This window comes from Schaalia sp. lx-100 (assembly GCF_021083625.1).
Lineage (GTDB): Bacteria > Actinomycetota > Actinomycetes > Actinomycetales > Actinomycetaceae > Pauljensenia.
This window is the reverse complement of record NZ_JAJNRP010000008.1, coordinates 61,091-83,756: the sequence shown is the minus strand read 5'-3', so window position 1 is coordinate 83,756 and position 22,666 is coordinate 61,091. Positions and strand designations below refer to the sequence as shown.

General features: G+C 46.7%; 21 protein-coding genes. 13 read left to right on the top strand and 8 right to left on the bottom strand.

The window, feature by feature from the left end:
• Positions 1–18 precede the first annotated feature (18 nt).
• From LRP54_RS07075 to LRP54_RS07060, 4 genes are all read right to left on the bottom strand, one after another.
• On the bottom strand, positions 19–921 hold the full coding sequence (locus tag LRP54_RS07075) for a metal ABC transporter permease (RefSeq protein WP_231205101.1): 903 nt from the start codon (positions 919–921) through the stop codon (positions 19–21).
• Entirely contained in the window at positions 911–1,705 is a 795-nt protein-coding gene (locus LRP54_RS07070; protein WP_231235513.1) for a metal ABC transporter ATP-binding protein, read from the bottom strand. The genes LRP54_RS07075 and LRP54_RS07070 overlap by 11 nt, the downstream gene beginning before the upstream one ends.
• On the bottom strand, positions 1,696–2,706 hold the full coding sequence (locus LRP54_RS07065; RefSeq protein ID WP_231235512.1) for a metal ABC transporter substrate-binding protein: 1,011 nt from the start codon (positions 2,704–2,706) through the stop codon (positions 1,696–1,698). The genes LRP54_RS07070 and LRP54_RS07065 overlap by 10 nt, the downstream gene beginning before the upstream one ends.
• 127 nt (positions 2,707–2,833) lie before the next feature.
• The gene (locus tag LRP54_RS07060) at positions 2,834–2,995 is read right to left on the bottom strand and encodes a hypothetical protein (RefSeq protein WP_231235511.1); all 162 of its coding nucleotides are present in this window, start codon (positions 2,993–2,995) and stop codon (positions 2,834–2,836) included.
• A gap of 55 nt (positions 2,996–3,050) precedes the next feature.
• Between LRP54_RS07060 and LRP54_RS07055 the strand changes: the two genes are divergently transcribed.
• From LRP54_RS07055 to aroD, 3 genes are read left to right on the top strand one after another with little or no spacing between them, the layout of a single operon-like run.
• Positions 3,051–4,442, top strand: a complete 1,392-nt coding sequence (locus LRP54_RS07055) for a glycine--tRNA ligase (RefSeq protein WP_231205092.1) — start codon at positions 3,051–3,053, stop codon at positions 4,440–4,442.
• Entirely contained in the window at positions 4,443–5,690 is a 1,248-nt protein-coding gene (gene dusB / locus LRP54_RS07050) for a tRNA dihydrouridine synthase DusB (protein ID WP_331274809.1), read from the top strand. It abuts the gene before it with no gap.
• Positions 5,680–6,435 carry a type I 3-dehydroquinate dehydratase gene (aroD, locus tag LRP54_RS07045; RefSeq protein WP_231235510.1) on the top strand — a complete coding sequence of 252 codons (756 nt, stop codon included), beginning with the start codon at positions 5,680–5,682 and terminating at the stop codon, positions 6,433–6,435. The genes dusB and aroD overlap by 11 nt, the downstream gene beginning before the upstream one ends.
• Positions 6,436–6,481: 46 nt before the next feature.
• On the opposite strand, the gene LRP54_RS07040 is transcribed toward aroD, so the two are convergent.
• On the bottom strand, positions 6,482–7,726 hold the full coding sequence (locus tag LRP54_RS07040) for a hypothetical protein (RefSeq protein ID WP_231235509.1): 1,245 nt from the start codon (positions 7,724–7,726) through the stop codon (positions 6,482–6,484).
• A 52-nt stretch (positions 7,727–7,778) separates the two neighbouring features.
• On the opposite strand from LRP54_RS07040, the gene LRP54_RS07035 reads away from it, so the two are divergent.
• Positions 7,779–9,041: a deoxyguanosinetriphosphate triphosphohydrolase gene (locus LRP54_RS07035; protein WP_231235508.1), complete on the top strand. Its 1,263-nt coding sequence runs from the start codon at positions 7,779–7,781 to the stop codon at positions 9,039–9,041.
• 289 nt (positions 9,042–9,330) lie between these two features.
• Positions 9,331–11,322, top strand: coding sequence for a DNA primase (dnaG, locus tag LRP54_RS07030; RefSeq protein WP_231235507.1), 1,992 nt, complete (start codon positions 9,331–9,333; stop codon positions 11,320–11,322).
• A gap of 8 nt (positions 11,323–11,330) precedes the next feature.
• On the opposite strand, the gene LRP54_RS07025 is transcribed toward dnaG, so the two are convergent.
• Together LRP54_RS07025 and LRP54_RS07020 are read right to left on the bottom strand one after the other, a co-directional pair.
• Entirely contained in the window at positions 11,331–11,831 is a 501-nt protein-coding gene (locus LRP54_RS07025; RefSeq protein ID WP_231235506.1) for a hypothetical protein, read from the bottom strand.
• A gap of 241 nt (positions 11,832–12,072) precedes the next feature.
• Complete coding sequence (locus LRP54_RS07020; protein WP_231235505.1) at positions 12,073–13,638, bottom strand: UDP-N-acetylmuramoyl-L-alanyl-D-glutamate--2,6-diaminopimelate ligase; 1,566 nt, start codon at positions 13,636–13,638, stop codon at positions 12,073–12,075.
• 82 nt (positions 13,639–13,720) lie between these two features.
• Between LRP54_RS07020 and pepN the strand changes: the two genes are divergently transcribed.
• From pepN to LRP54_RS06985, 7 genes are all read left to right on the top strand, one after another.
• Positions 13,721–16,420, top strand: a complete 2,700-nt coding sequence (gene pepN, locus LRP54_RS07015; RefSeq protein WP_231235504.1) for an aminopeptidase N — start codon at positions 13,721–13,723, stop codon at positions 16,418–16,420.
• Between the two features lie 20 nt (positions 16,421–16,440).
• Positions 16,441–17,292 (top strand): DUF881 domain-containing protein, encoded by an 852-nt coding sequence (locus LRP54_RS07010; RefSeq protein ID WP_231235503.1) that lies wholly within the window; start codon positions 16,441–16,443, stop codon positions 17,290–17,292.
• A 4-nt stretch (positions 17,293–17,296) separates the two neighbouring features.
• Complete coding sequence (locus LRP54_RS07005; RefSeq protein WP_231205074.1) at positions 17,297–17,629, top strand: small basic family protein; 333 nt, start codon at positions 17,297–17,299, stop codon at positions 17,627–17,629.
• Between the two features lie 3 nt (positions 17,630–17,632).
• Positions 17,633–18,427: a DUF881 domain-containing protein gene (locus LRP54_RS07000; RefSeq protein WP_231235502.1), complete on the top strand. Its 795-nt coding sequence runs from the start codon at positions 17,633–17,635 to the stop codon at positions 18,425–18,427.
• Between the two features lie 98 nt (positions 18,428–18,525).
• Positions 18,526–18,951, top strand: coding sequence for an FHA domain-containing protein (locus LRP54_RS06995; RefSeq protein ID WP_231205070.1), 426 nt, complete (start codon positions 18,526–18,528; stop codon positions 18,949–18,951).
• Positions 18,948–19,730, top strand: a complete 783-nt coding sequence (gene ftsR, locus LRP54_RS06990; RefSeq protein WP_231235501.1) for a transcriptional regulator FtsR — start codon at positions 18,948–18,950, stop codon at positions 19,728–19,730. Before LRP54_RS06995 ends, ftsR begins: the two co-directional genes overlap by 4 nt.
• A 101-nt stretch (positions 19,731–19,831) precedes the next feature.
• On the top strand, positions 19,832–20,389 hold the full coding sequence (locus LRP54_RS06985) for a MerR family transcriptional regulator (protein ID WP_331274735.1): 558 nt from the start codon (positions 19,832–19,834) through the stop codon (positions 20,387–20,389).
• Between the two features lie 61 nt (positions 20,390–20,450).
• On the opposite strand, the gene LRP54_RS06980 is transcribed toward LRP54_RS06985, so the two are convergent.
• Entirely contained in the window at positions 20,451–21,986 is a 1,536-nt protein-coding gene (locus LRP54_RS06980) for an Hsp70 family protein (protein WP_231235500.1), read from the bottom strand.
• Positions 21,987–22,284: 298 nt separating this feature from the next.
• On the opposite strand from LRP54_RS06980, the gene LRP54_RS06975 reads away from it, so the two are divergent.
• Complete coding sequence (locus LRP54_RS06975; protein WP_231205064.1) at positions 22,285–22,653, top strand: RNA polymerase-binding protein RbpA; 369 nt, start codon at positions 22,285–22,287, stop codon at positions 22,651–22,653.
• Positions 22,654–22,666 lie beyond the last annotated feature (13 nt).

Here is a 22,666-nt window from a genome sequence, read left to right as displayed (position 1 = left end):
ATGAAATCTTATAAGAGGTTACTCATGTGTTGATGCTTCACGGCTTCGTGTCAGTGATGTTAAATGTTGACGACGGAAAGAAGTAACAATCCCATGAATAATAAAGCCCACTGCATAAAGCACAATTGCTGCGACAACAATAGTTGCGCCAGGAGATAAATCGACAAAGTAGGTAAAGGTAAGTCCTCCTACCGTCAGACATGTTCCAATAATCATTGCCCATGTCATTGTTGAACGAAATGAAGCTGCCCACAGTTGAGCAATGGCTACTGGAATGACCATAAGAGCCGAAACAAGTAAAGATCCTACTATGCGCATAGCAATAGCAACTGTAAGAGCAGAAAGTATTGCCAAAATCATTGATAAAAATCGGACAGGTAGGCCCGTTGAACGTGCGAATTCTTCATCATTTGTGACTGAATAAAGTGCGGGGGTAATACCAATTCCAATTAAAAGCACAATTCCTGCAAGGAGCGAAACAGAAAAAATATCGTTCCATGAAACCGTGGAAATTGAGCCGAAAAGATATGAATTTAATTGTGCGCTTGTGCCGCCAGCAATACCGATAAGAAGCACGCCGCCAGCAATACCTCCATAAAAAATCATGGCAAGGGCAACATCAGCAGAGGCGTGACCTGAATAACGAATAAGTTCAATGGCTACGGCTCCGATAATGGAAATAATGAGGGCGCCAGGTATTGCCCATCTATCAGGGGAAGCTACATGAGCTGTTGCCGCTGCAAGCCAGCCTAATGCGACACCGGTCAGCGATAAGTGGCTGATACCGTCACCGAGCATTGCAAGTCGGCGATGGACAAGGTAAGTGCCGACTACAGGTGCGCACATGCCGATAAGTAATGCAGCAAGCAGTGAACGTTGCATAAGCGGTGAGGACAACATATCAAGAAGTTCAGTGAGCATGGGGATGCGCGTCTCTTTCAACGTAGTACCCGCAGTCGCGGTGTGCAGGATCTGGAAGTTCACTGAGGTGAGGAGGCCCATCGTAGGAGATACGTCCTGTGGTTATATGAATTTCACGGTCAAGGTGGGGACCGAGTTCTCCCAGCTCATGTAGTACCACTAAAACACTATGCCCTTTTGCTTTTTCTGAGGCGACAACGTGGGCAAGTTGGTTTCGTGATTCTTGGTCGATACCTGCCATTGGTTCATCCATGATGAGGAGGTCAGGTTTTCGTACTAGCGCGCGTGCGATAAGTACACGCTGTTTTTGCCCGCCGGATAGATGAGCGAAAGGTAAATGAGCATACTCAGTGAGGCCCACATGTGTGAGTGCTTCACGAGCGCGTGTCATGTCTTTACGTGTAAGCCACCATTTTGTTCGTGAAAGTAAACCGGAGGCCACTACTTCCAAGCAGGTTGATGAAATTGCTCCGTGTGCGGAAGAACGTTGTGGGACATAGCCGATACGTTTCCACGGGAAAGTTTTGCTGTGGGTTGCATGTCCAAAGAATAGGATGTCTCCGGTTACAAGAGGTGTGTTTGCCAGTAAAGATCGTATGAGGGTTGATTTTCCTGATCCGTTAGGACCAGTGATTGCGAGGACTTGGCCTTGTGGTAAGTCAAAACTTATATTGTTGATGATGAGGTGTGAATCCCACGCTGCGTGGAGATTGTGTACGGCAAGGGCGGGTGTTTCGCTTGTGGAAACACCCGCCGGAGTATGTGAAGCTGCTGTTACTTGCAACTTAATGCCGTCCTTAAAGCAGCAATATTGTCTTTCATCACTGCTGCGTAATCTTTGTCTGGACTGCTTTGTGATTCGATAGGGTCAAGTACTGCTGTTGTGATTCCAAGGTCTTGAGCTAGAGTTTCCGCTACTTTCGGGTCGATTAGTGCTTCAGTGAAAATTGTGGTGATGCCTTGTTCTTTCACGAGTTCAGCGATTTCTTTAAGCCGTGCAGGTGAGGGAGAAGCATCGGGATCAAGTCCAGATATTCCAACCTGTGTGAGTTTTGTACGTTCAGCGAGGTAGCCAAATGCTGTGTGAGCAGTGACGAAGGTTGTATGTTCACATTGAGCTGTGCCTTGCACGAGTGAAGTAGAAAGATCCTCAAGGTTCTTTTTTAAGGAAGCGGCATTTGAAGTGTAGGTTTGTGCATGTTCAGGGTCTGCTGATGCGAGTGCTTGTCCGATAGCTGTGGCAGCTTGTGCCATACGTGTGGGGTCAAGCCAGAAATGAGGATCAAAATCCATATCGTGATGATGGTGATGATCTGCGTGTTCAGTTTCGTGATCGTGCCCGGATTCATGATCGGCGTCATGGTCATGGTCGGCATCGTGATCGGCTTCTTCAGTTTGAGATGAGAGAAGCTGAACTGCTGAGGACACATCAATCACTGTTTTTGGCGCCTGCATTTCAATGGCTTCATCTACAGCAGGTTGAAAACCTTTCAGATACACAATGGCTTCCGATGAAGCTAATTCATTGGCTTTTGAGGGTGTGATCTCTAAATCATGAGGTTCTGCACCCTCTGGTGTTAATGAAGAAACGATAATGTGGTCGCCACCGATTTTTTCAGTGAGATATTGCAGAGGATAAAAGGAGGTCATCACATGAAGTTTGTTAAGTGATGAACTGCTTTGCTCGGTGGTGGTAGATGGAGCAGTTGAACATGCGGATAGAAGGAAAGCAGCGCATGTAATACCAGAGAGGATGAGTGAAGTTTGTGAAAATGAACGACGCATATCCTCATTTATAAGTTAAATGAGAATCATTGTCAAAAGAGCGGAAGGCGTTTTTTCCGTGTTTTTCTTCATAATTCGCAAAGAAAACATGGCCTATTGACTCGGATAATAGGGGCTCATCTTCAAATTATTCCATTGCAGTTCCCCAGAATATGAACCCGTGCAGGTATTCGTATGCAATTGCAATGTGTGCGCCAGTAAAAATGTCGATATACGTATGCGCATGGACTTTGCCATAGGCTTCACAGTTTTCAGAAGTGTGAGTACATGCTATGAAAGGTAAACTCATCTTGACGTGTGTCGCACCAGCCAGATGCGACACCCCGCATTATAAGGAGTGCATAGTGGCAAAAGGACCTTCCCGCCTCGAATCAGTCATCAGCTTGGCTAAACGTCGTGGTTTCGTTTTTCCCTGTGGGGAAATTTACGGCGGAACCCGATCTGCATGGGATTACGGGCCGCTCGGCGTAGAGCTGAAAGAAAATATTAAAAAACAATGGTGGCAGTACATGGTCCGTTCACGTGAAGACGTTGTAGGGCTGGATTCATCAGTTATTTTGCCTCGCGAAACATGGGTAGCCTCCGGACATGTGAAAGCCTTCACCGATCCACTTGTTGAATCGCTCCACACACACAAGCGCTACCGCGCTGATGAACTCATCGAAAACTACGCTGCGCGTAAAGGACTAGATCCTGACACTGTTGAGCTTTCAGATGTTCCAGACCCTGTTACTGGACAGCCTGGTGCTTGGACAGAGCCTCGCGCATTCTCAGGTTTACTGAAGACATACCTGGGTCCCGTAGATGATGAAGCTGGTTTGCATTACTTGCGTCCAGAAACTGCTCAAGGCATCTTCATTAACTACGCGAATGTCATGACCGCCGCACGTAAGAAACCACCTTTTGGTATCGGACAAATTGGCAAATCATTCCGTAATGAAATCACCCCTGGCAACTTCATTTTCCGGACACGTGAATTTGAACAAATGGAACTGGAATTTTTCTGTGCACCGGGAACCGATGAAGAATGGCATCAATACTGGATTGACTATCGAAAAGCATGGTACGTTGGTTTAGGAATCGCTGAAGAAAATCTTCGTTTTTACGAGCATCCACAAGAAAAACTTTCCCACTACTCCAAGCGAACCGTTGATATCGAATACAAATTCGGTTTCCAAGGCAGTGAATGGGGTGAGCTTGAAGGAATCGCTAACCGTACAGATTACGATTTAGGCGTTCACTCCGAAGCTTCAGGTGCAAAGCTTGATTACTATGACCAGCCTACCGGCGAACGGTGGACACCTTATGTTATCGAACCTTCTGCTGGCCTTACTCGTTCGCTAATGGCATTCCTTATTGAGGCATATCATGAGGATCAAGCTCCGAACACAAAGGGTGGTGTTGATACTCGTACGGTGCTGCGCCTTGATCCACGTTTGTCACCTGTGAAAGCAGCCGTATTCCCACTCTCACGTAAAGACGAACTCACCGGTCCTGCTCGTGAACTCGCCGCTGAACTACGTACATTGTGGAATATTGAATACGATGACGCGGGAGCGGTTGGGCGTCGTTATCGTCGTCAAGATGAAATTGGTACCCCTTACTGCATCACCTACGACTTTGACTCAGTAAATGATGGAGCTGTCACTATTCGTGACCGTGACACAATGACTCAAGAACGCGTAGCACTTGCTGAAGTAAAAACCTGGCTGATCGAACGACTCGGAGCTTGCTGAGTGCCTGAAAATCCAGTACATGTCAGCGGCCCAACCCCAGCATTCGAGGTTGGGCCACTGCGCGTCTGGTCACCTGTCGTTCTTGCGCCAATGGCTGGGGTTACTGACGCGCCTTTTCGTCGTCTTTGCCGCGAATACGGAGAAAGCGGATTACCTGATCGTTGGTTTGAAAATCATGTGCCGACACCTCGTATAGATGCTCCCTCGGGTCTATATGTGATGGAAATGGTCACGTCACGAGCTTTTGTTGAAGGATCTGCACGTACTTTTGACATGTTGCGCCCTGATCCTGCTGAGCGTGTTCGTTCTGTACAACTTTACGGCGTGAATCCAACAGTAATGGCACAGGCTGCGCGGCTTTTAGTTGACCAAGATCTTGCAGATCATATTGATCTGAATTTTGGTTGCCCTGTCCCTAAAGTTACCCGTAAAGGCGGGGGAGCGGCACTGCCCTGGAAAAAAGATTTATTCACTGATCTTGTGACCAGCGTTGTGCGTGCAACAGAATCAGCGAGTGTGCACCGTGATGTCACTGTGCCGGTCACAATTAAAATGCGTATTGGTATTGATGAGGAACACCATACCTACATGGATGCTGCTCGCATCGCGGAAAAAGCGGGAGTAGCTGCTGTTGCTTTACATGCTCGAACGCAAACGCAACACTATTCAGGTAAAGCACGATGGGAACATATTGCCCGTCTGAAAGACAGACTTAAAATCCCAGTACTTGGCAATGGTGATGTTTTTTCTGGTGCTGATGCTCTTGCCATGATGAATGATACTGGTTGTGACGCTGTTGTTGTTGGGCGTGGGTGCCAAGGGCGCCCTTGGATTTTCCGTGATCTTGTACGGGCACTGCATGGTTTGCCGGAATTACAAGGACCAACGTTACGACAAGTAGCTACAATCATTGAAAAACATGCACAGTGGGTTGTTGAAAAAGAAAATGATGAGTTCCGTGCTTTGCGTGAAATGCGTAAACATGTGGGATGGTATTTACGAGGCTTTGCAATAGGTGGGCCAATCCGTGGAGCCTTAAATAAAGTGTCCTCATTGGGGGAACTTCATGAACGTTTACATGCTTTAGACTTAGATCAGCCTTTTCCTAAAGCCGCGCAAGGGCCACGAGGACGCGCGGGGGGAGAAAAAACCCCGCATTTGCCGGATGGGTGGCTAGACTCACCGTACTTAACTCCTGCACAAAAAGAGCAACTACATTTAGCTGAGGACGGTGCTGATGGTGGATAACATCATCACAGTGGGACGTGACGGACAATCTGCACGAGGGACTATCACTTTTGGTTCACGTACACGCATTATTATTCCCTTGACCGCGCAGACATGTGATGAACTGGCCTGCCAGATACGCCGCGCCTCAAAATATCCTCATGACATGTATGAATGGCGCTTTGATTTTTTCAAGGAAAATACGCAAACAGCATATGATACTTTGATAAGTGAGGTGGATAGTCCAATTCTAGCAACTTATCGCACCCAGTACGAGGGAGGCGAAGGTCAAGCTTCGCATGCGCAATATCATGAGATTATACGAAACCTTGCTTCCCGATATGACGCTGTTGATATCGAGATACAACGTGAGGGTTCAGCAGAACTTATTCACGAAGCTCACCAATTAGGGGCTACTGTCATTGCTTCTTTTCATAATTTCACGGCTACACCATCTTCCTCGTATTTACGTGACATTGTGACTCGTCAGGTGCAATCTGGTGCGGATATTGTGAAATTTGCTTGCTATGCGCGAGATTCACATGATCTTCTCACGATTTTAGAAACACAAATATGGGCCCATGACACTTTTTCGCGCCCCATTATCGGCATAGGTATGGGACCTGCGGGGGCCCTGACACGTATATGCGGTATCACGGCTGGTAGCTCAGCAACTTTTGCAACGGCGGAACATGCTTCAGCACCTGGGCAGATGAATGCCACGCAGGTACGACATGTTTTGGATTTACTTGAAAAATCTGTGTAATAGATGCCGTGCCCTCGCAAACCCTGACAACCCCAGGAAAGAAACCTCAGAAAGGTGAGGGGACAGGTTTTACTCGTGCTACTTTGAACCAAGCGCATGCATTTGGGGCAACAGCAACAGAATTTTCAGATAAGGAAGCTGTGCCTACTGAAGAAATTAAAAACTCATGGCAATCAGGCACATGTACAGTTTCATTTGAAGTATTTAACACCACCATGACATCAGAGACCACATGGACTGAGACTCCAGAATGTGCCCACGGCAATCCCGATACCAAAGCGAAAGATGCTGTGCCTAAGGAATAACGGGAACGGATTTTAAGTGCCTCACGTATACGAGAAAGGAAAGAAGGATCATCAGAGGCAGTGTGTGGAACTGTTTTTGCTGCATGTGTCGTATATGAAAAAATACTTTCCACATCGTTCCAGGGAATATACACTGCACCTGGTAAAGATAAGCTGAAAAAAATCATGGCTGAACGCCTCTCAGATGAGGCATCGTATTCCCATGCTTTGGGTGTCTCAGTGGGATAGTGGGGCCTATGCGATAAAGCCGAATACGACCATGCATTGACTTGACCGACAGAATCATGCACATCGAAAGATTTTGACAGAACCTCATGTAAAACTGAGCTGTCCCAAGGAATGTTCTCTAGTGCGGTATCACGTAAATGGTGGAACCAGTCATCTTCTAATTGACGTCGCAGGATATCAGGATTATTTATAGGTGAAGCCGCTGTTAAAACCGGTGAATTATCATCACCGCCTATTTCAGCTAAAAGTATTTGCACAAGATCAGAAAAACGAGAACGTAAAATATCAGCATCAGCATCAGCATCAGAAATATCGCCGCGTACATCAGCAGGCATATCTAACATTCCTAAATCAATACCATCGATTCCAAGTGTCAAAGCAGCACGCACACGCGTTAATAAAGTGGTAATTCCTTCGGTGATATTAAAAGTGCGATCAATCGTAGGCAAAGAAGCTCCAGGAAGTACCAACAAGGCTTTGAGGTTATGCTGATGAAAGGCACTCACACACCCAGCAAGGCTGGAATCTGTATCCCACACGATGTCGGGTTTTGCTGGCGTAAATGAGATCGCATGAAAACCTAACTCACTGAGTGGCTGCGCATATGCGCCTACAGCATTGAGGCAATCCTCATTCATACGAGCGGGAAAAGCGCAAATAACCGCGTCATGCCACCAAGGGGTAGGGCCAGTATGTTTGCGATGTATCCGCATTGTCCGAACAGAGGAAGCAGGAACTTCAGGAGTCACAATATACATCGTGGCATGTTCCTCTTTCACATAGGGGTTGATGAGCCGTTAGGCTGGTCACGTGAATCTTTTTTCCTACAGTGACCGTGACAAAGAACGTTGCGTACCAGAAGCAGGTAAAACGAGTTTTCGGACAGATTTTGAGCGTGACCGCGCAAGGATTTTGCACTCTGCGGCACTGCGTCGTTTAGGTGAAAAAACGCAGGTTCTTGGCCCGATGAGCAATGATTTTATTCGTACTCGTCTGACTCATTCATTAGAAGTCGCACAGGTTGGGCGCGAGCTTGCCAAAATGTTGGGGGCTGATCCTGATGTGGTGGATGCAGCGTGTCTATCACATGATCTAGGACATCCGCCTTTTGGACATAATGGTGAAAAAATACTGGATGAATTAAGTCAACATGTCGGTGGGTATGAAGGTAATGCGCAGACTCTGCGGATACTGACACGTTTAGAACCAAAAGTACGTGATCGTAGTGGAGGTGTCGCAGGCCTGAATCTGACACGTTCAACATTGGATGCTGTTTGCAAATATCCGTGGAAGCGCGCACAAGGTCCTGATCGTGCTTATTCGATGAAGAAATACTCGGTATATTCTGATGAGCAGGTGGTATTTGACTGGTTGCGTCAAGAAGCTCCTGTGGGACGTCGCTGTATTGAAGCGCAAATAATGGATTTATCCGATGACATTGCTTACTCAGTTCACGATGTAGAAGATGGTATTGCCACGGGAAAAATTAATCTGGGACTTCTTGCAGATGAGCGTCATATTTGTGACGTGCTGGAGACAACGATGAAATGGTACAAGCCACGTTGCGGGGAAAATGATCTGGCACAGGCTTTGGAACGTATCATTTCTTTGCGGTGCTGGCTGACCTCTTTTAACGGAGGCTGGTCAGATCTTGCTGCTTTGAAGGATCTGACATCTGAATTGATTGGACGTTTTTGTGTGGCAACGGTGAAGGCGACACGTAAGCGTTTTGGATCGGGTTCTTTTGGACGTTACAGTGCAGATCTTATTGTTCCTGAGGGTACGCGGGCAGAAATCCTTGTGTTGAAAGGATTGGCTGCACATTATGTGATGGAGCCTCGTGAAACTGAACCTGTGTACTATCAGCAGCGTACGTTACTTGCTGACCTTGTTGATGCTGTGTGGCAGTCAGGTCCTGAGCATTTAGAACCGGTATTTGTTGACGCATGGCGTGAAGCTGAGGATGAGGACGCGCGATTTAGGGTAGTTATCGATCAGGTGGCTTCTTTAACAGATGTGTCAGCTTATGCGTGGCATGCTCGTCTGTGTGGTTTACTTTCCTCACAGTTGTAGAGCTTGCCGGGATCTTTGGTGCATTCCGCTGGCAGGGGAGCCAGAGACGGGCGTGTTTGTGAGGGGACTTTTATTTCTCAAGGTCCACTCGACTGTATGTGTGTGTGTCTTGCTCGTGCTTGCGTGTATGAATTTGCTTTTATATACGTGTAGCACTATTGGCAAATAAATATTTCACGAATCACAATGACGTTAAATCACTTTAATTGCTCATCTCATCTTAAGGAAAGATGGTTGAATGCTGTCCGTGAGGGGGCATCTATAGGTAAAGATCGCTAAAATCATTCCTATGGCAGGCTTGATCCGTAGGGAGGATATTGACGCAGTGCGTGAAGCCTCACGGATCGAAGATATCGTGAGTGAACATGTGACTTTGCGTCCAGCCGGTGTTGATTCTTTGAAAGGGCTTTGCCCGTTCCATGATGAGCGAACACCGAGTTTTCATGTGCGACCACAACTGGGACGTTGGCATTGTTTTGGTTGTGGCGAAGGCGGCGATGTTTTCTATTTCATTGAAAAGATTTCACATATCACTTTTGTTGAAGCCGTTGAATTTCTTGCGTCAAAAACATCAATTACATTGCATTATGAAGAAGGCGGTCGAGCGACTCGGCAAGAAGAACCCGGACGCAGACAGCGACTTCTTGACGCACATCAAATAGCACAAGAATTTTATCAACAACAACTCGCTACTGCTCAAGCCCACGTTGGCCGTGAATTTTTAACTCAACGTGGTTTTACAGAGGCAATGTGTCGACATTTTGGTGTGGGATATGCTCCTGCTGGTTGGGATCATCTCACACGCTATTTGCGCTCTCGTGGTTTTACTGACCAAGAACTACAGATCGCGGGTTTGGCTACTTCAGGTAAACGTGGGTTATATGATCGTTTTCGGGATCGTTTGGTGTGGCCGATTCGTGACATTACAGGTGCCACTGTAGGTTTTGGTGCTCGTCGTTTGGATGATTCTGACAAAGAATCACCAAAGTATCTCAACACCCCTGAGACACCTATTTATAAGAAATCGCAAGTATTGTACGGCCTTGATTTAGCGAAAAAATCTATTATTCACAAACGCCGCATAGTCATCGTTGAAGGGTACACGGATGTGATGGCTGCTCACGTTGCAGGTGAACAGTGTGCGGTTGCTACGTGTGGTACAGCTTTTGGTTCTGAGCACGTCAAAATAGTGAGGCGGCTTTTAGGGGATGTTGCTGATCCTGCAGCAGGGGTTGTCTTATCTGATGGGCGCGCTCACGGTGGGAAAGTTATTTTTACTTTTGATGGTGATGCTGCAGGTCAGAAAGCCGCGATGCGTGCTTTCCATGAGGACCAAAACTTTGCTGCTCAGACTTTTGTTGCTGTTGAACATTCTGGAATGGATCCATGCGATTTACGTATGGCACGCGGAAATGAAGCGCTGATAGCACTGATCGAATCTCATACGCCCCTTTTTGAATTCGTGATTCGTTCAGCTTTGTCGCAAATGGACTTGAGTACTGCAGAAGGCAGAGTACAGGCCTTGCGTTTATCAGCCCCTATCCTTGCAGATATTAAAGATTATGCTTTACGTGGCGAATATATTCGTACTGTTGCTGGTTGGCTGGGAATAGGAATAAATGAAGTTGGACGTGAAGTTCAACGTGCGGGACGCGGAAATGCACGTGAAAAACGGGTACGCCCTCAGGCCTATCAAAATACTCGTAATTCTCAATCCTTGGTAGCAGCAGAACCTGTTGCACATTCGTATATGATCGGGACTTTTGATCGTGCTGTTCAGGTAGAGCGTTTAGCCTTAGCTTCCTTATTACAACATCCGATGGATGTGGTTGGCTCAGGTTTTGAGTATCTTGAGGGAGATTCTTTTCAGGTTCCGCAATTTCGCGCAGTTCATGATGCTATTCGTGCAATCGGTGGCTTAGATGCGTTTTTACAGATTTTGCGTGAACAAGAAGCTCTACACGGCAAAGGGCACGACAGCGTAATGAATGCAACGAAAGGTTTTATCGATGCGATCTGTCGTGAAATGGGGCCAGGGATAGCGGAAGTTGTTTCTGAGCTTGTTGTTACTCCTCTTCCTATTGATCGTGAAGACTACGTGCGAGCTTATTGTCGTGGTGCGGTGGCGGCAATGGTTCGTATGGATTTCACACGTCGCACGGCTGATGCACGCACTTTGGTACAGCGCTTGTCACCTCAAGATCCTCAATATAATGAAGCTTTTACTGTGCTTATGCGTTTAGAGGAGAAAAAACGTTCTTTCACTGAGCGCGATCAGTGAGTGTTTCCTTATTCGAGGCCAACACTTTCTCGGACTTCATATTCAAGACGACGAGCGAGCTTTTGACCTTCATCATTTAGAGTGCCAAAGGCTGAGAGTACTGAGAAAAGTTCACCAGTAGGCGCGCGACGTATTTGAGCCACAATACGTGTGCCATTTTCAGATATGACGTGACGCATCATGATGATGGTGTATTCGATACGTTCACGCATCATTGTCATAAATTCAGTGACATTATCATTGCGGGTGATTGCGTGAAAAGGTTCGCGTTGAGGATCAGTCCACAGAATTGATAAAGAGCGTGAAGATGCAGTCCACTGTGCGGATTGGATTTCATGCCATGCGCATCGGTCAATTATTGCGTCTGTGGCTAGATATAAAAGTTCATGTGTGCCAGCAATGAGCCAGTGACCATCTGATAGTTCAATCGACGGATATTTGCGCTCTGCGGAGGATAAGGCAGCATGAAAAGATGAGGGTATAGGCACAATTTTCCCTTTCGCTGACATGTGTGGATCTTATTAACATACAACAGGTTGCTTTATTGTGATGAAAGGTGATGTATGTGTGTTGATGTATTTGAGAGTCTTTCCCATGCTATGAATCTGTGACAAAAGTAAGACTTTTACAGGTGAAGCAATACAATCTTCAAAATCACGTGTGAGCGCGAAAGAAAAAGTAAAGCAAAGAAGGAAAAGCGCCTGCACTTGTCATCAAATGTCACAACAAACCACCCACTCGGGTGAAAAATCAGTCAAATGATGGTGCTTGCTGAAGGATCTCACGTGCAGTGGACGTATCACTGTATGCGTGTTTAATTCCTTCGATTTCTTGATACCACTCAGGTCCTTTGCCTGTAATCATAACAATGTCATCTACATGCGACTGTAAAATCGCGCGTCGCACAGCATCACGACGACAAGTACTCACTTCCGTAACATCCACACGATCAGGCCGTACGCGATCAATTCCACGTAACAAAAAATTACGAATAGACTGAGGATCCTCATAACGAGGATTTTCGTCAGTTACCCACAAAACATCAGCTTCACGTGCGGCAACAGCGCCTAAATCCTCTCGCTTTGATGGGTCACGCTCACCATCAGTTCCAAAAACAACGCTCACACGACCTGTAGTAAGATCACGTGCTGTTCGTAGTGTCCACTCAAGCCCTTCAGGTGTATGAGCAAAATCAACAATAACAAGCGGCTGATCGGTGCGAGTAGGATTAACTATTTCCATACGACCAGGAATCTGATCTGCATGTGCAAGGGATGCAATAACCTCATCAATATCTAACCCTAAAGTGAGCGCCGATATGAAGGCTGCAACAGCATTTTGCACATTCACGCTACCTAATATTGGAAGCGAAAGACTGTAGGAATCACCCTGTGGGGACTGAAGGGTAAAAATAGTGCTGTGGGTATCTCTGTCGCAATGTATCTCGCGCGCGCACCAATCAGCAGGCGTATCAGTCATAGCGGCATAGGTGACGTGGGGAATTGAGGTTTCACGAGCCAAACGTTGACCCCATACATCATCGACACATATCACTCCAAAACGGGCATGTTGTGGGGTGAAAAGTTCTTTTTTCGCCTCGAAATAATTCTCCATATCACCGTAATAATCAAGGTGATCGTGCTGAAGATTCGTAAATACAGCGACGTCGAAAATAATGTCATGCACACGTCCCAGGCTGAGTGCATGTGAAGATGTTTCCACAATTGCAGCACCGAGATTCTTTTGCGCAGCAAGATCTAAAAATCTGTAGACGACAGGTGATTCTGCAGTGGTTTTTTGAGAAAGAAACTCAACGTCCCCTACATGGGTTTGCACAGTTCCACACAGTGCCGCATCTGGATAAGTGCCACGTAAAGCTGAACGCATTAAATACGTGGTCGTTGTTTTACCATTTGTTCCGGTGACAGCGAGTGTGCGAATACGTGTTGCTGGATCATGATGTATTACTGAGGCGATAGTGGCGGCAGCAAAACGTGGATCTTGAACGACTACTACAGGAATATTTGTTGATATTTCTTTGATAATTTGTGCTCCCGCAGAATCAGTGACAACAGCAACTGCTCCGCCAGCAACAGCCTGAGGGAAAAAAGATGCTCCATGTTGAACAAGACCTGCAACAGCAACGAAAATCCATCCATGTTCAATATCGGATGAATTAACGGTGACTCCACTGACAGGCGTATTCCACCCTTGATGACCATGTATGACCAAAGTGGCATCTTCTATACGAGATACTGCCTCGGAAAAAGAAAGAGGACGAACATCTGGACGAATATCACGAACGGTCATAGTCATACGCCCTATCTTAGGCTCGGATTGTGGCTTAACGGAGGGTCATCCGACGACGTGCCGCATAAGGACGATAGCATTCGGAAATATGAGACCTTTGACGTACCGTGAGGCACAGCATCGTAGTCAGATACTTGATCTGAAATACATGGATGTTTTTGTTGATTTAAGCTCAGCGGGCCTCATGCAGGAAAATACGTATCCTGTATCGTCAACTTTAACCGTGCAAGCCACAGAACCAACGGTAGTCATAGATTTCACAGGCATAGTTGACACTGTTTGCCTTAATGGGCAACCGCATCCTTTTACATACGCAGATGACCGGATCACTGTATGCGGTATTCCTCCACATGAAAATTGTGACATTACAGTGAGAGGACATGCTTTTTTCTCTCGTACAGGGGAAGGCCTTCACCGCTATAAAGACCCTGAAGACGAACGTATCTACTTATACACTCAGTTCGAACCGCAAGACGCGCATAGGGCGTGGCCGTGTTTTGACCAGCCGGATATGAAAGCTCCGTGGCATTTTACGGTCAAAGCACCTGCCCACTGGGTGGTGACTTCAAATGGCGTGGATAAAGCAGCTCCGAACGCGACTTTCTTAGGAAAGTTCCAAGAATCAGCAACTATCGAACATGATTTCACCGTAACAGAACCGCTTCCAGCCTACATCACAGCTCTTGTTGCGGGAGAGTACGCAGTAATTGATGGAGGCACGTGGTCAGGAGGAGCAAGTGGTCAGGATGCGGATGGGAAATATGTGACTATTCCTTTACGTCTTATGTGTCGTACAGCTTTAGCGCCCTATGCGGATAGTGATGATATTTTCGAGGTTACTCGTTCTGGCCTTGATTTTTTCCATGAGCGTTACGGATTAACATATCCGTGGGGGTCATACGATCAGGTTTTTGTTCCAGAGTACAACTTGGGCGCTATGGAAAACCCTGGGTGCGTTACTTTCACGGAAAGCTTTCTTTCACGCGATACGCTCACATGGGCGCAACGTCAAAGACGTGCAAATACTATCCTTCACGAAATGAGCCACATGTGGTTCGGGGATCTTGTCACCCCGCGCTGGTGGAATGATTTATGGCTGAAAGAATCATTTGCTGACCACCAAGGAACCCTCGCTACTGCAACGGCGACACAGTACGCAGGGGAGTGGGCTTCTTTTGCGATTGCCCGTAAAGCATGGGCTTATCAGCAGGATCAGTTACCAACAACTCATCCTATTCTTGCTGATATTCCTGACGTGACAGCAGCAAAAAATAACTTCGATGGCATCACATACGCCAAAGGTGCCTCTGTTCTTAAACAATTGGTGGCATGGGTCGGCGATGAGGCTTTCTATGCTGCGGCACGGGCGTATTTTACGAAATTCGCTTTTGGTTCAGCCCAGATGTCGGATCTTCTGGAGTGTCTTTCTAAAGCATGTGGACAAGATTTATCACAATGGGCCCACACGTGGCTTGATACGACGGGCCCCACATTTTTGCGTACGCATATGGAAACTGATGAGGATGGGCGTATCCTTACATTTGACCTTATCCATATGAATAATGCCGATGATCTGGCTGAAGAATATGCTGACGCTTATCCGCTGCCGTCCACTGTTATACGTCCTCATCGTCTTATCATTTCAACTTGGGCTATACGAGATGACATTTTGGTTCGCACACACCGTTTTGATGTGCGTACAGATACGCAGCGCACAGCTATTGACACAGATGGTGTCCTTGCATACTCGGGGGCGATTGAGGACGTGCAGCTTATTGTCATCAATGATGAGGACTTGACATACGCAGTTTCGTTTTTTGATGAAAATTCTGCGGCAATTGCTTTGAAATATGTCAGTAGCTGTCCTACGCCTATTACGCGTGCAGTGATGTGGTCTACCGTGTGGAATATGGTCAGGGAAGCTCTTATATCACCTGCGGAATACATGAAATCAGTATTGCAACATGCTCCTGATGAAAGTGAAGAACCTGTTGTTCGTCGCCTCATTGATACCTGCGTGACAGTATTTGACTTCTATCTGCCATACGAGGAACGTCGAAGCCAAGCCCTCACCTGTATGCAACGTATTGAGGATTTATACGACTCTGGTCGCATACGTGCAGGAAGTGGGGCAGAGCGCGAATGGCTCCGTTTATACTGCGCCGCAGCGCGATATGTACTCACCTGTGACCTGGAATCTTTACCTCATTCCACTGAAGGTGGTAATGGCCTACGTGAATTGTCACAAGGCTTCTGGCGAGGCAAACAAGTCACACGCGCAACCATATGGCAGGCGCGTACAGTACTGGCTGCACACGGTGCAGTTACCTGCGATCAACTTAATGCGTGGCTGGCAGAAGACATGTCTGGCGAAACAGTGACTCGTCATCGTCAAGCACTCAGTGCTTTACCTGATGCCCAACTGCGAAGCGCACGATGGCAAGAAGTATTGTCAGGAACTTTGTCGAATGATGATTTATCTGCCACATTAGCGGGATTACGCATGTCAACACAGAATAAAGGAATTGATCCTCACGCCTTTTTTGATGAAGTAGTTTCTTTATGGAATCGCTCAAGTATCGGCATAGGAATTCGTTTTGTGGCAGGAGCTTTTCCGCATGACCGTCGTATATGTTCATCAGAGGATGTACACGCATGGTTAGAGGAAAACCCTCACATTCCTCAAGCCTTACAACGGTTACTTGTGGAAGAAAACGATCATTTGCGTCGTGCTGAACGTATACAAGATGCAGATTTTACGTCTTTTGCCTGTAGGCGTTCACTGTGAATATGAATATGGGAAAAAGAATGACTGAAAATCCAAGTCTCCCACCGGATGGGCAGGATAGACCTCCTTATTCATATGATCCTGCGGCCTCTATGTCACTGCTTACTCAGCTATTGAATAATCCCTTAGATTCGGGGTATGAATCATGGCCGCTGGTAAACCCTTCACGTCGTATGCGGTGGATATATCGTTTTCTTGTTGCCGTATGTGCCGTAGGAATAGGGATTTCTTCTGTCGCAATTGTTCGTGCTTTGCATGCGGCAAATTCTCACAATATCCGTGACGAACTTATTCAGCGTGCTCATGATAAACAACAGACAGTCATTCAGCTTGAAGAAGAAGTCACAGATACTCACACTTCTTTGCGTAGCTTAAGTGAGAGTACATGGCAGACAACTTCTATTGATTCCTCGCTACGTGTGACCACTGCCAGCGCGCCGGTAGCTGGTCCGGGCCTCACTGTCATTCTTACCGATGCTTCGCAAGGACTGGCAACTGATAAATCTTCGCAGGGGCGCGTTCGGGATCAAGATCTTCGTATGGTCGTGAATGCTTTATGGGCTGCAGGAGCTGACAGTATCAGTATTAATGGGAATCGCGTAGCCCCCGGAACCTTTATACGGACAGCAGGCAGCACAATACTTGTGAATGTGACAGCGATTCAGTCACCGTATGAAGTGAGTGCAATTGGTGATGCGAATACCTTATCGACGGCTTTGGTGCGCGGCTATACAGGTGATTACCTTTCAAGTGCAGAGTCACTGCTCGGGATCTCTGTGCGAGCGGCGGCAGCTCCTCATATCACAATGAGTGCTTTGGATCTGCGCAATATTCGTTATGCTGAACCTGTAGTAACAAAAGAAGGGCAATAACACTATGATTGCGGTTCTTGGTCTTGTTCTTGGAATCATCGTCGGCTATTTTCTTGATCCGACTGTTCCTGTATGGCTTCAACCTTTCCTTCCGGTCGCGGTAGTTGCAGGTCTTGATGCGCTTTTTGGAGCAGCACGCGCATGGCTTGAAGGAAAATTTCAAGATCGTGTTTTTGTTACCTCCTTTTTCTGGAATGTTGTTGTTGCTTGTTTGCTTGTTTCCCTTGGGACCCAACTGGGTGTGGGGTCTGCAATGACAACAGCTGTTGTGGTGGTTTTAGGGATTCGTATTTTCTCTAATACCGCTTCGATTCGTCGGCTGCTATTAAAGGCATAACTTATGGCGGATGAGGCACGTTTTCCGATATTAGGCGTAAAAAAACCTGTAGATGATGGCTCTGAAGCAGCTTCGCGTCTGGAGTATAAGTTTTCATATGCGCATCGAATAAAAGAGGCTTTTCTTGGTGTTCCGCGTGCTATGCACCTGTTACTTTTGCTGATTTGCTTGCTTCTCGGCTTTGCTTTAGTTACGCAGGTGCGGGCGCAGCAACATGAACCTTTGGAATCTTTAGATCAAGAAGATCTTGTGGTTTTGTTGAGTGAACTTGATGCGCGCGAGCGGGATCTCCGTCAGGAAAGTTACGAGCTTCAGAAGCAATTGGATGAAATTAAAAGTGCAGAATCTGAACATGAGGCTGCACAAGAGGCTGCTCGTCAGACAAAACAGTTGGCGGATATTATTGCAGGGCTTTTGCCGGTTCACGGTGAGGGAGTGCAAATGACGGTTGCGGATCCAATAGGGTCATTAACACCTGCTCAATTTGTCATGCTTTTAGGTGAGCTACGTAATGCTGGGGCAGAGGCGATAGATCTGAATGGTATTCGTTTGAATGTGCGCTCATCTTTTACCTCAGATGAGTCAGGTATTTTACTTGACGGCAAGCGTATATCTTCGCCGTATCAATGGAAAGTGGTAGGTCCTGCGCGAACGATTGCTACGGCCTTGGAAATCCAAGCGGGTGCTGCGGCACAAATGCGTGCAAAAAACGCGTCAGTCGATGTTATAACAACAACTGATATTGTGATCGATAGCATAGCTCAGGTTTTTACTCCGCAATGGGCGCGTATCTCATAAGAAATGGCAGCAGTGGACGTAACTTGCCTGTAGGCGCAACAATGGAATTAGTTTTAGAATAGCTGAGCAGATAGACAGTTATACGCAGGAGGTATGCCATGGAGCAACAGGAATTCGATCCTACGGCTACGTCTGTTTTTAAGATCCCACTCGTGGATGATTCACAGGTGGATATTCCTGCGTTATCGGCTGTTGATCGTGAGGCTGTTGCTGCTTTACCTGCAGGTTCTGCTTTATTAATAGTCCAGCGTGGCCCAAATACGGGCGCGCGTTTTTTGCTCACTCCTGAAGTAACTCAGGCTGGTCGCTCACCTAAATCAGATATATTTTTAGATGATGTGACAGTATCGCGTCATCATTGTCAATTTATTGCTCATGAAGGTGTGCATATTGTGCGTGATTCGGGTTCTTTGAATGGCACTTACGTGAATCGTGAGCGCGTGGAGCAGGTGGTTCTTTCTGCAGGTGATGAGGTGCAGATTGGTAAGTATCGTTTAACCTACCATCCTTCGCATGTCTTATGAGTAACGCAGTTTCACAACCTCTGTATGAGGAAGGCGATTCTCTTTCTCTCTCACCGTGGCCACGTGGAGTTTCGCATGAGGCAGTATTAACTATCGGTCAGGTTGTAGAGATTTTGACCGGCGAGTTTCCTGCGGTTACTTTGTCGAAGATTCGTTATTTAGAGGATCAAGGCCTTGTGGCTCCTCAGCGTACAGGGTCAGGTTATCGGAAGTATTCGCGGGCAGATGTAGAGCGTTTGCGTTTCATTTTGATGCGTCAGCGTGATTCTTTTGCTCCGTTGCGTGTTATTGGTGATGAATTACGTGCTCTGGATGCTGGGCAGGAAGTGGAACCGGTTCCAACTGCACGTGTTGTTGCTTCAGAAGGTCGAGTTGTTTTGCCGGGTAATCGTCCTTTGATACCGGCTCGTGACGTAGCTGATCTTGCAGGAACGGATGTGGAAACTCTTGAGCGTTACTCGCGTTTGGGGCTAATTACACCGGATTTGAGTGGCTATTTCCCGTCACGCTGTGTTCAAGTAGTGCGTTTAGTTGTTCTTTTAGAGTCGCATGGTGTGGATGCGCGTACTTTACGTACTGTGCGTAATAGTGCGGAGCGTTGTGCGGATCTTATTGACCAGACAGTATCATCGCAACGTTCGCGTCGCCGTGCTTCTGATATGGAAAAGGCTGCTGCGCGTTCAATGGAGTTCGGTGAACTATTCGGTGATTTGTACCAAGAAATGCTGCGTGTGTCACTTTCTCAGCTAAATGAGCACGGGACTAAACCTTCACGTTAAACTTGAGATTTAGGCGCGCCGTGTAAATTATTGACCACAGGCACAATAATGCATAGCGTAGTACCAGTGACTTACCCGTTATTTTCACATAAGGACCACCAGTGAACACAAGTTCTGTGCCGAATGTGCCAGCCGCACGTCAAGGCTTACTTTTTGGCGATACGCTGGTTGACCAAGATGACGATTTAGGATACCGCGGCCCTGTTGCTTGTGCTGCTGCGGGAATTACTTACCGTCAGCTTGATTATTGGGCACGTACAGGATTATTACAGCCATCGGTGCGTGCAGCTCGTGGCTCTGGTTCTCAAAGATTATATTCTTTTAAGGACATCCTTGTTCTGAAGATTGTGAAGAAACTGCTAGATGCAGGTGTTTCACTTCAGCAGGTTCGTACAGCCGTCACTCAAATGCATAACAGGGGAGTGGAAGATCTTTCCTCTATCACGCTGATGAGCGATGGAGCTTCTGTTTACGAATGTACATCAACTGAAGAAGTCATCGATCTTTTACAAGGTGGACAAGGAGTTTTTGGTATCGCTGTCGGGCGCGTATGCAGGGAAGTTGAAGGCTCGCTTGCAGATTTGCCTGTTGAACAAGCTGAGCTTTCCGTGGTAGATGACTTAGCTGAGCGTCGCAGAATGAAACGTTCCGTATCCTGATCGTAAGGATATCTAGTAAATCTGCCCTCGCCCTGAATCATGCAGGGGAGGGCAGTACTGTTTAGGCATGCGTGTTACTTTTATCGCGCAGCAGATTCGTGCGCACCGTATATCCAGTGTCAAGATCAATGATTTCAACACTGACAATGCCATGAAGATCAACGTGGTATTTTTCTTGTACAAGTGGACCATCGGATGTGCGCTCAATGGGTACGCATGACAGGTCGATTGTTCCCACTTGTAAATTACGATGGAAAGGCATAAAAACCTCAGCTAGCGGAGCTATTTCTCCGCGAGGCACACCAGTTTCATCGACACGTGTGTACTCAATAAAACGGAAATATCCAATATTATGAGCCGCTCTGTATGTTCGAGTGACGGTAATTTCTTTATGTGAATTCAAGCGTAATTCAGGTTCAAGAAGGCAATCAAAAGCCACTTCATCACCATAATCAGCTTCACGGAAAACACCCATACCACGAGCTAAAGTATCACGTACCGTGTAGCCTGCTTCAACATCAGCAGCAATTGCAAGACCAATCGCTGTGGAAGCTGAAGCATGGGGTGAACGATGAACACGGCGACCATATTCTGTGCGTAATATGCGCGAGACGAGGGGGAGTTCAGCACCGCCACCGACAACATATACGCCTGCTACATTTTCTGGAAGGATGAAACGGGCCTCATCTGACTTATGGAGCAGAGGAGTCAGTGTCGCTAAAGTTTCATCAACAAGATCTGTTGCTGCTTCATAAAAATCTGTAACAGGAATCGTCACAATTTTTCCGCAAACCTCAAGTGTCATGAAACGTGTATTTGCATGAAGTGATTCTTTGACTTCGCAGCAGTGAGTGACCAGTTGTGCCCATTCCATATCAGTTAAATCGACACTAGACAGGGAAGCGGCGCGTAAAGCCATTTGTGCAAGGAGAATATCGAAGTCATCACCGCCGAGCATATTATGACCACGAGAAGCAATGACCTCATGCTGTGTTCCCTGAGCGCTCACAATTGAAGCATCAAATGTGCCACCGCCTAAGTCGTAGACCATAATTGTTGTGCGTTTGGAATTCAGGGTTCCGGCATGGCGATGTGTGTATTCGAAGCCTGCAGCAGAAGGCTCATTTACCATTGAAAGAACTGACCATCCCGCATTACGGAATGCCTCAATGGTCATGAAACGTTGTCCTGAATGAGCGTGTGCAGGAATACCAACCGCAGCTTCTAAAAGTGTGTCGTCATTGCATAATGAGGTGATGGATGAGGATTCACGTAGTTGTGTGGCAACATGGTGCAGAAAACGGGTCACAATATCGACAATGAAGAAGTCACGATGAGCAATACGTACAGTGGTGGAAGTCGTTATCTGAGGGTCAGCAAGTAAGCGTTTGAAAGAGCGGAGGCTGGGATAGCCTTGTGCGGCGAGGTCTTGTGCTTCATGCCCAAAAACAAGAGTGTTATCTTTGAGGGTGACAACTGAAGGTATGTGTTCGTGTAGGTCACCGTTGGAATCTTCAAAAGAAACAACAGGGTAATTTCCTCGATCAACATAGGCTACAGTGGTACGCGAGGTTCCAAAATCTACACCTAATCTCATGTGTGCAAGCCTAGCCTGTATAGCGCATATTTGATGAAAGACGTGACTGGAAAGATGAATTTTATAAAGGGGCACAGTGCAGGTAGAAACCTGTGTGTTTTATCTGCGCGGTGAGTGGAAGTTATTTCTATTTATTCAGGAGAGTGGAATTCATTCGATCAAAACTGACATAATATTCATTATCGGCTTATTAGGTATTTGCGTGAAAAAATGAATGACATTCTCGCTCAAATCCAAAAAACCTTCTCAGTGCGCTATAATACTTTGGCTTATTACCTGTTCGATATCAGGAGGAACTGTGGCAGATCGCGCGCTTCGTGGCATGCAAATTGGCGCTAAGTCAATGGAATCCGAAGAAGGTGTCGTCTTTGCAGACCGATACATTGTTCGCTACATGTGTGCTAATGGTCATGAATTTGACGTGACCTTATCAACAGAAGCCACTGCGCCCGCGACATGGGAATGTCGATGTGGTTTAGTTGCCGACCTTCTTGGCGATGCTACAGAAGATGAAGATCAAAAAGTAAATAAACCTGTGCGAACGCACTGGGACATGTTATGCGAACGACGCACTATGGAAGAACTTGAAGAAGTACTCAATGAGCAGCTCACTCTTTTACGTGAAGGCCGTTTACGTCCTGAAGGCTCTTACCAAAAAACTTCATAAAATATGATTCTCT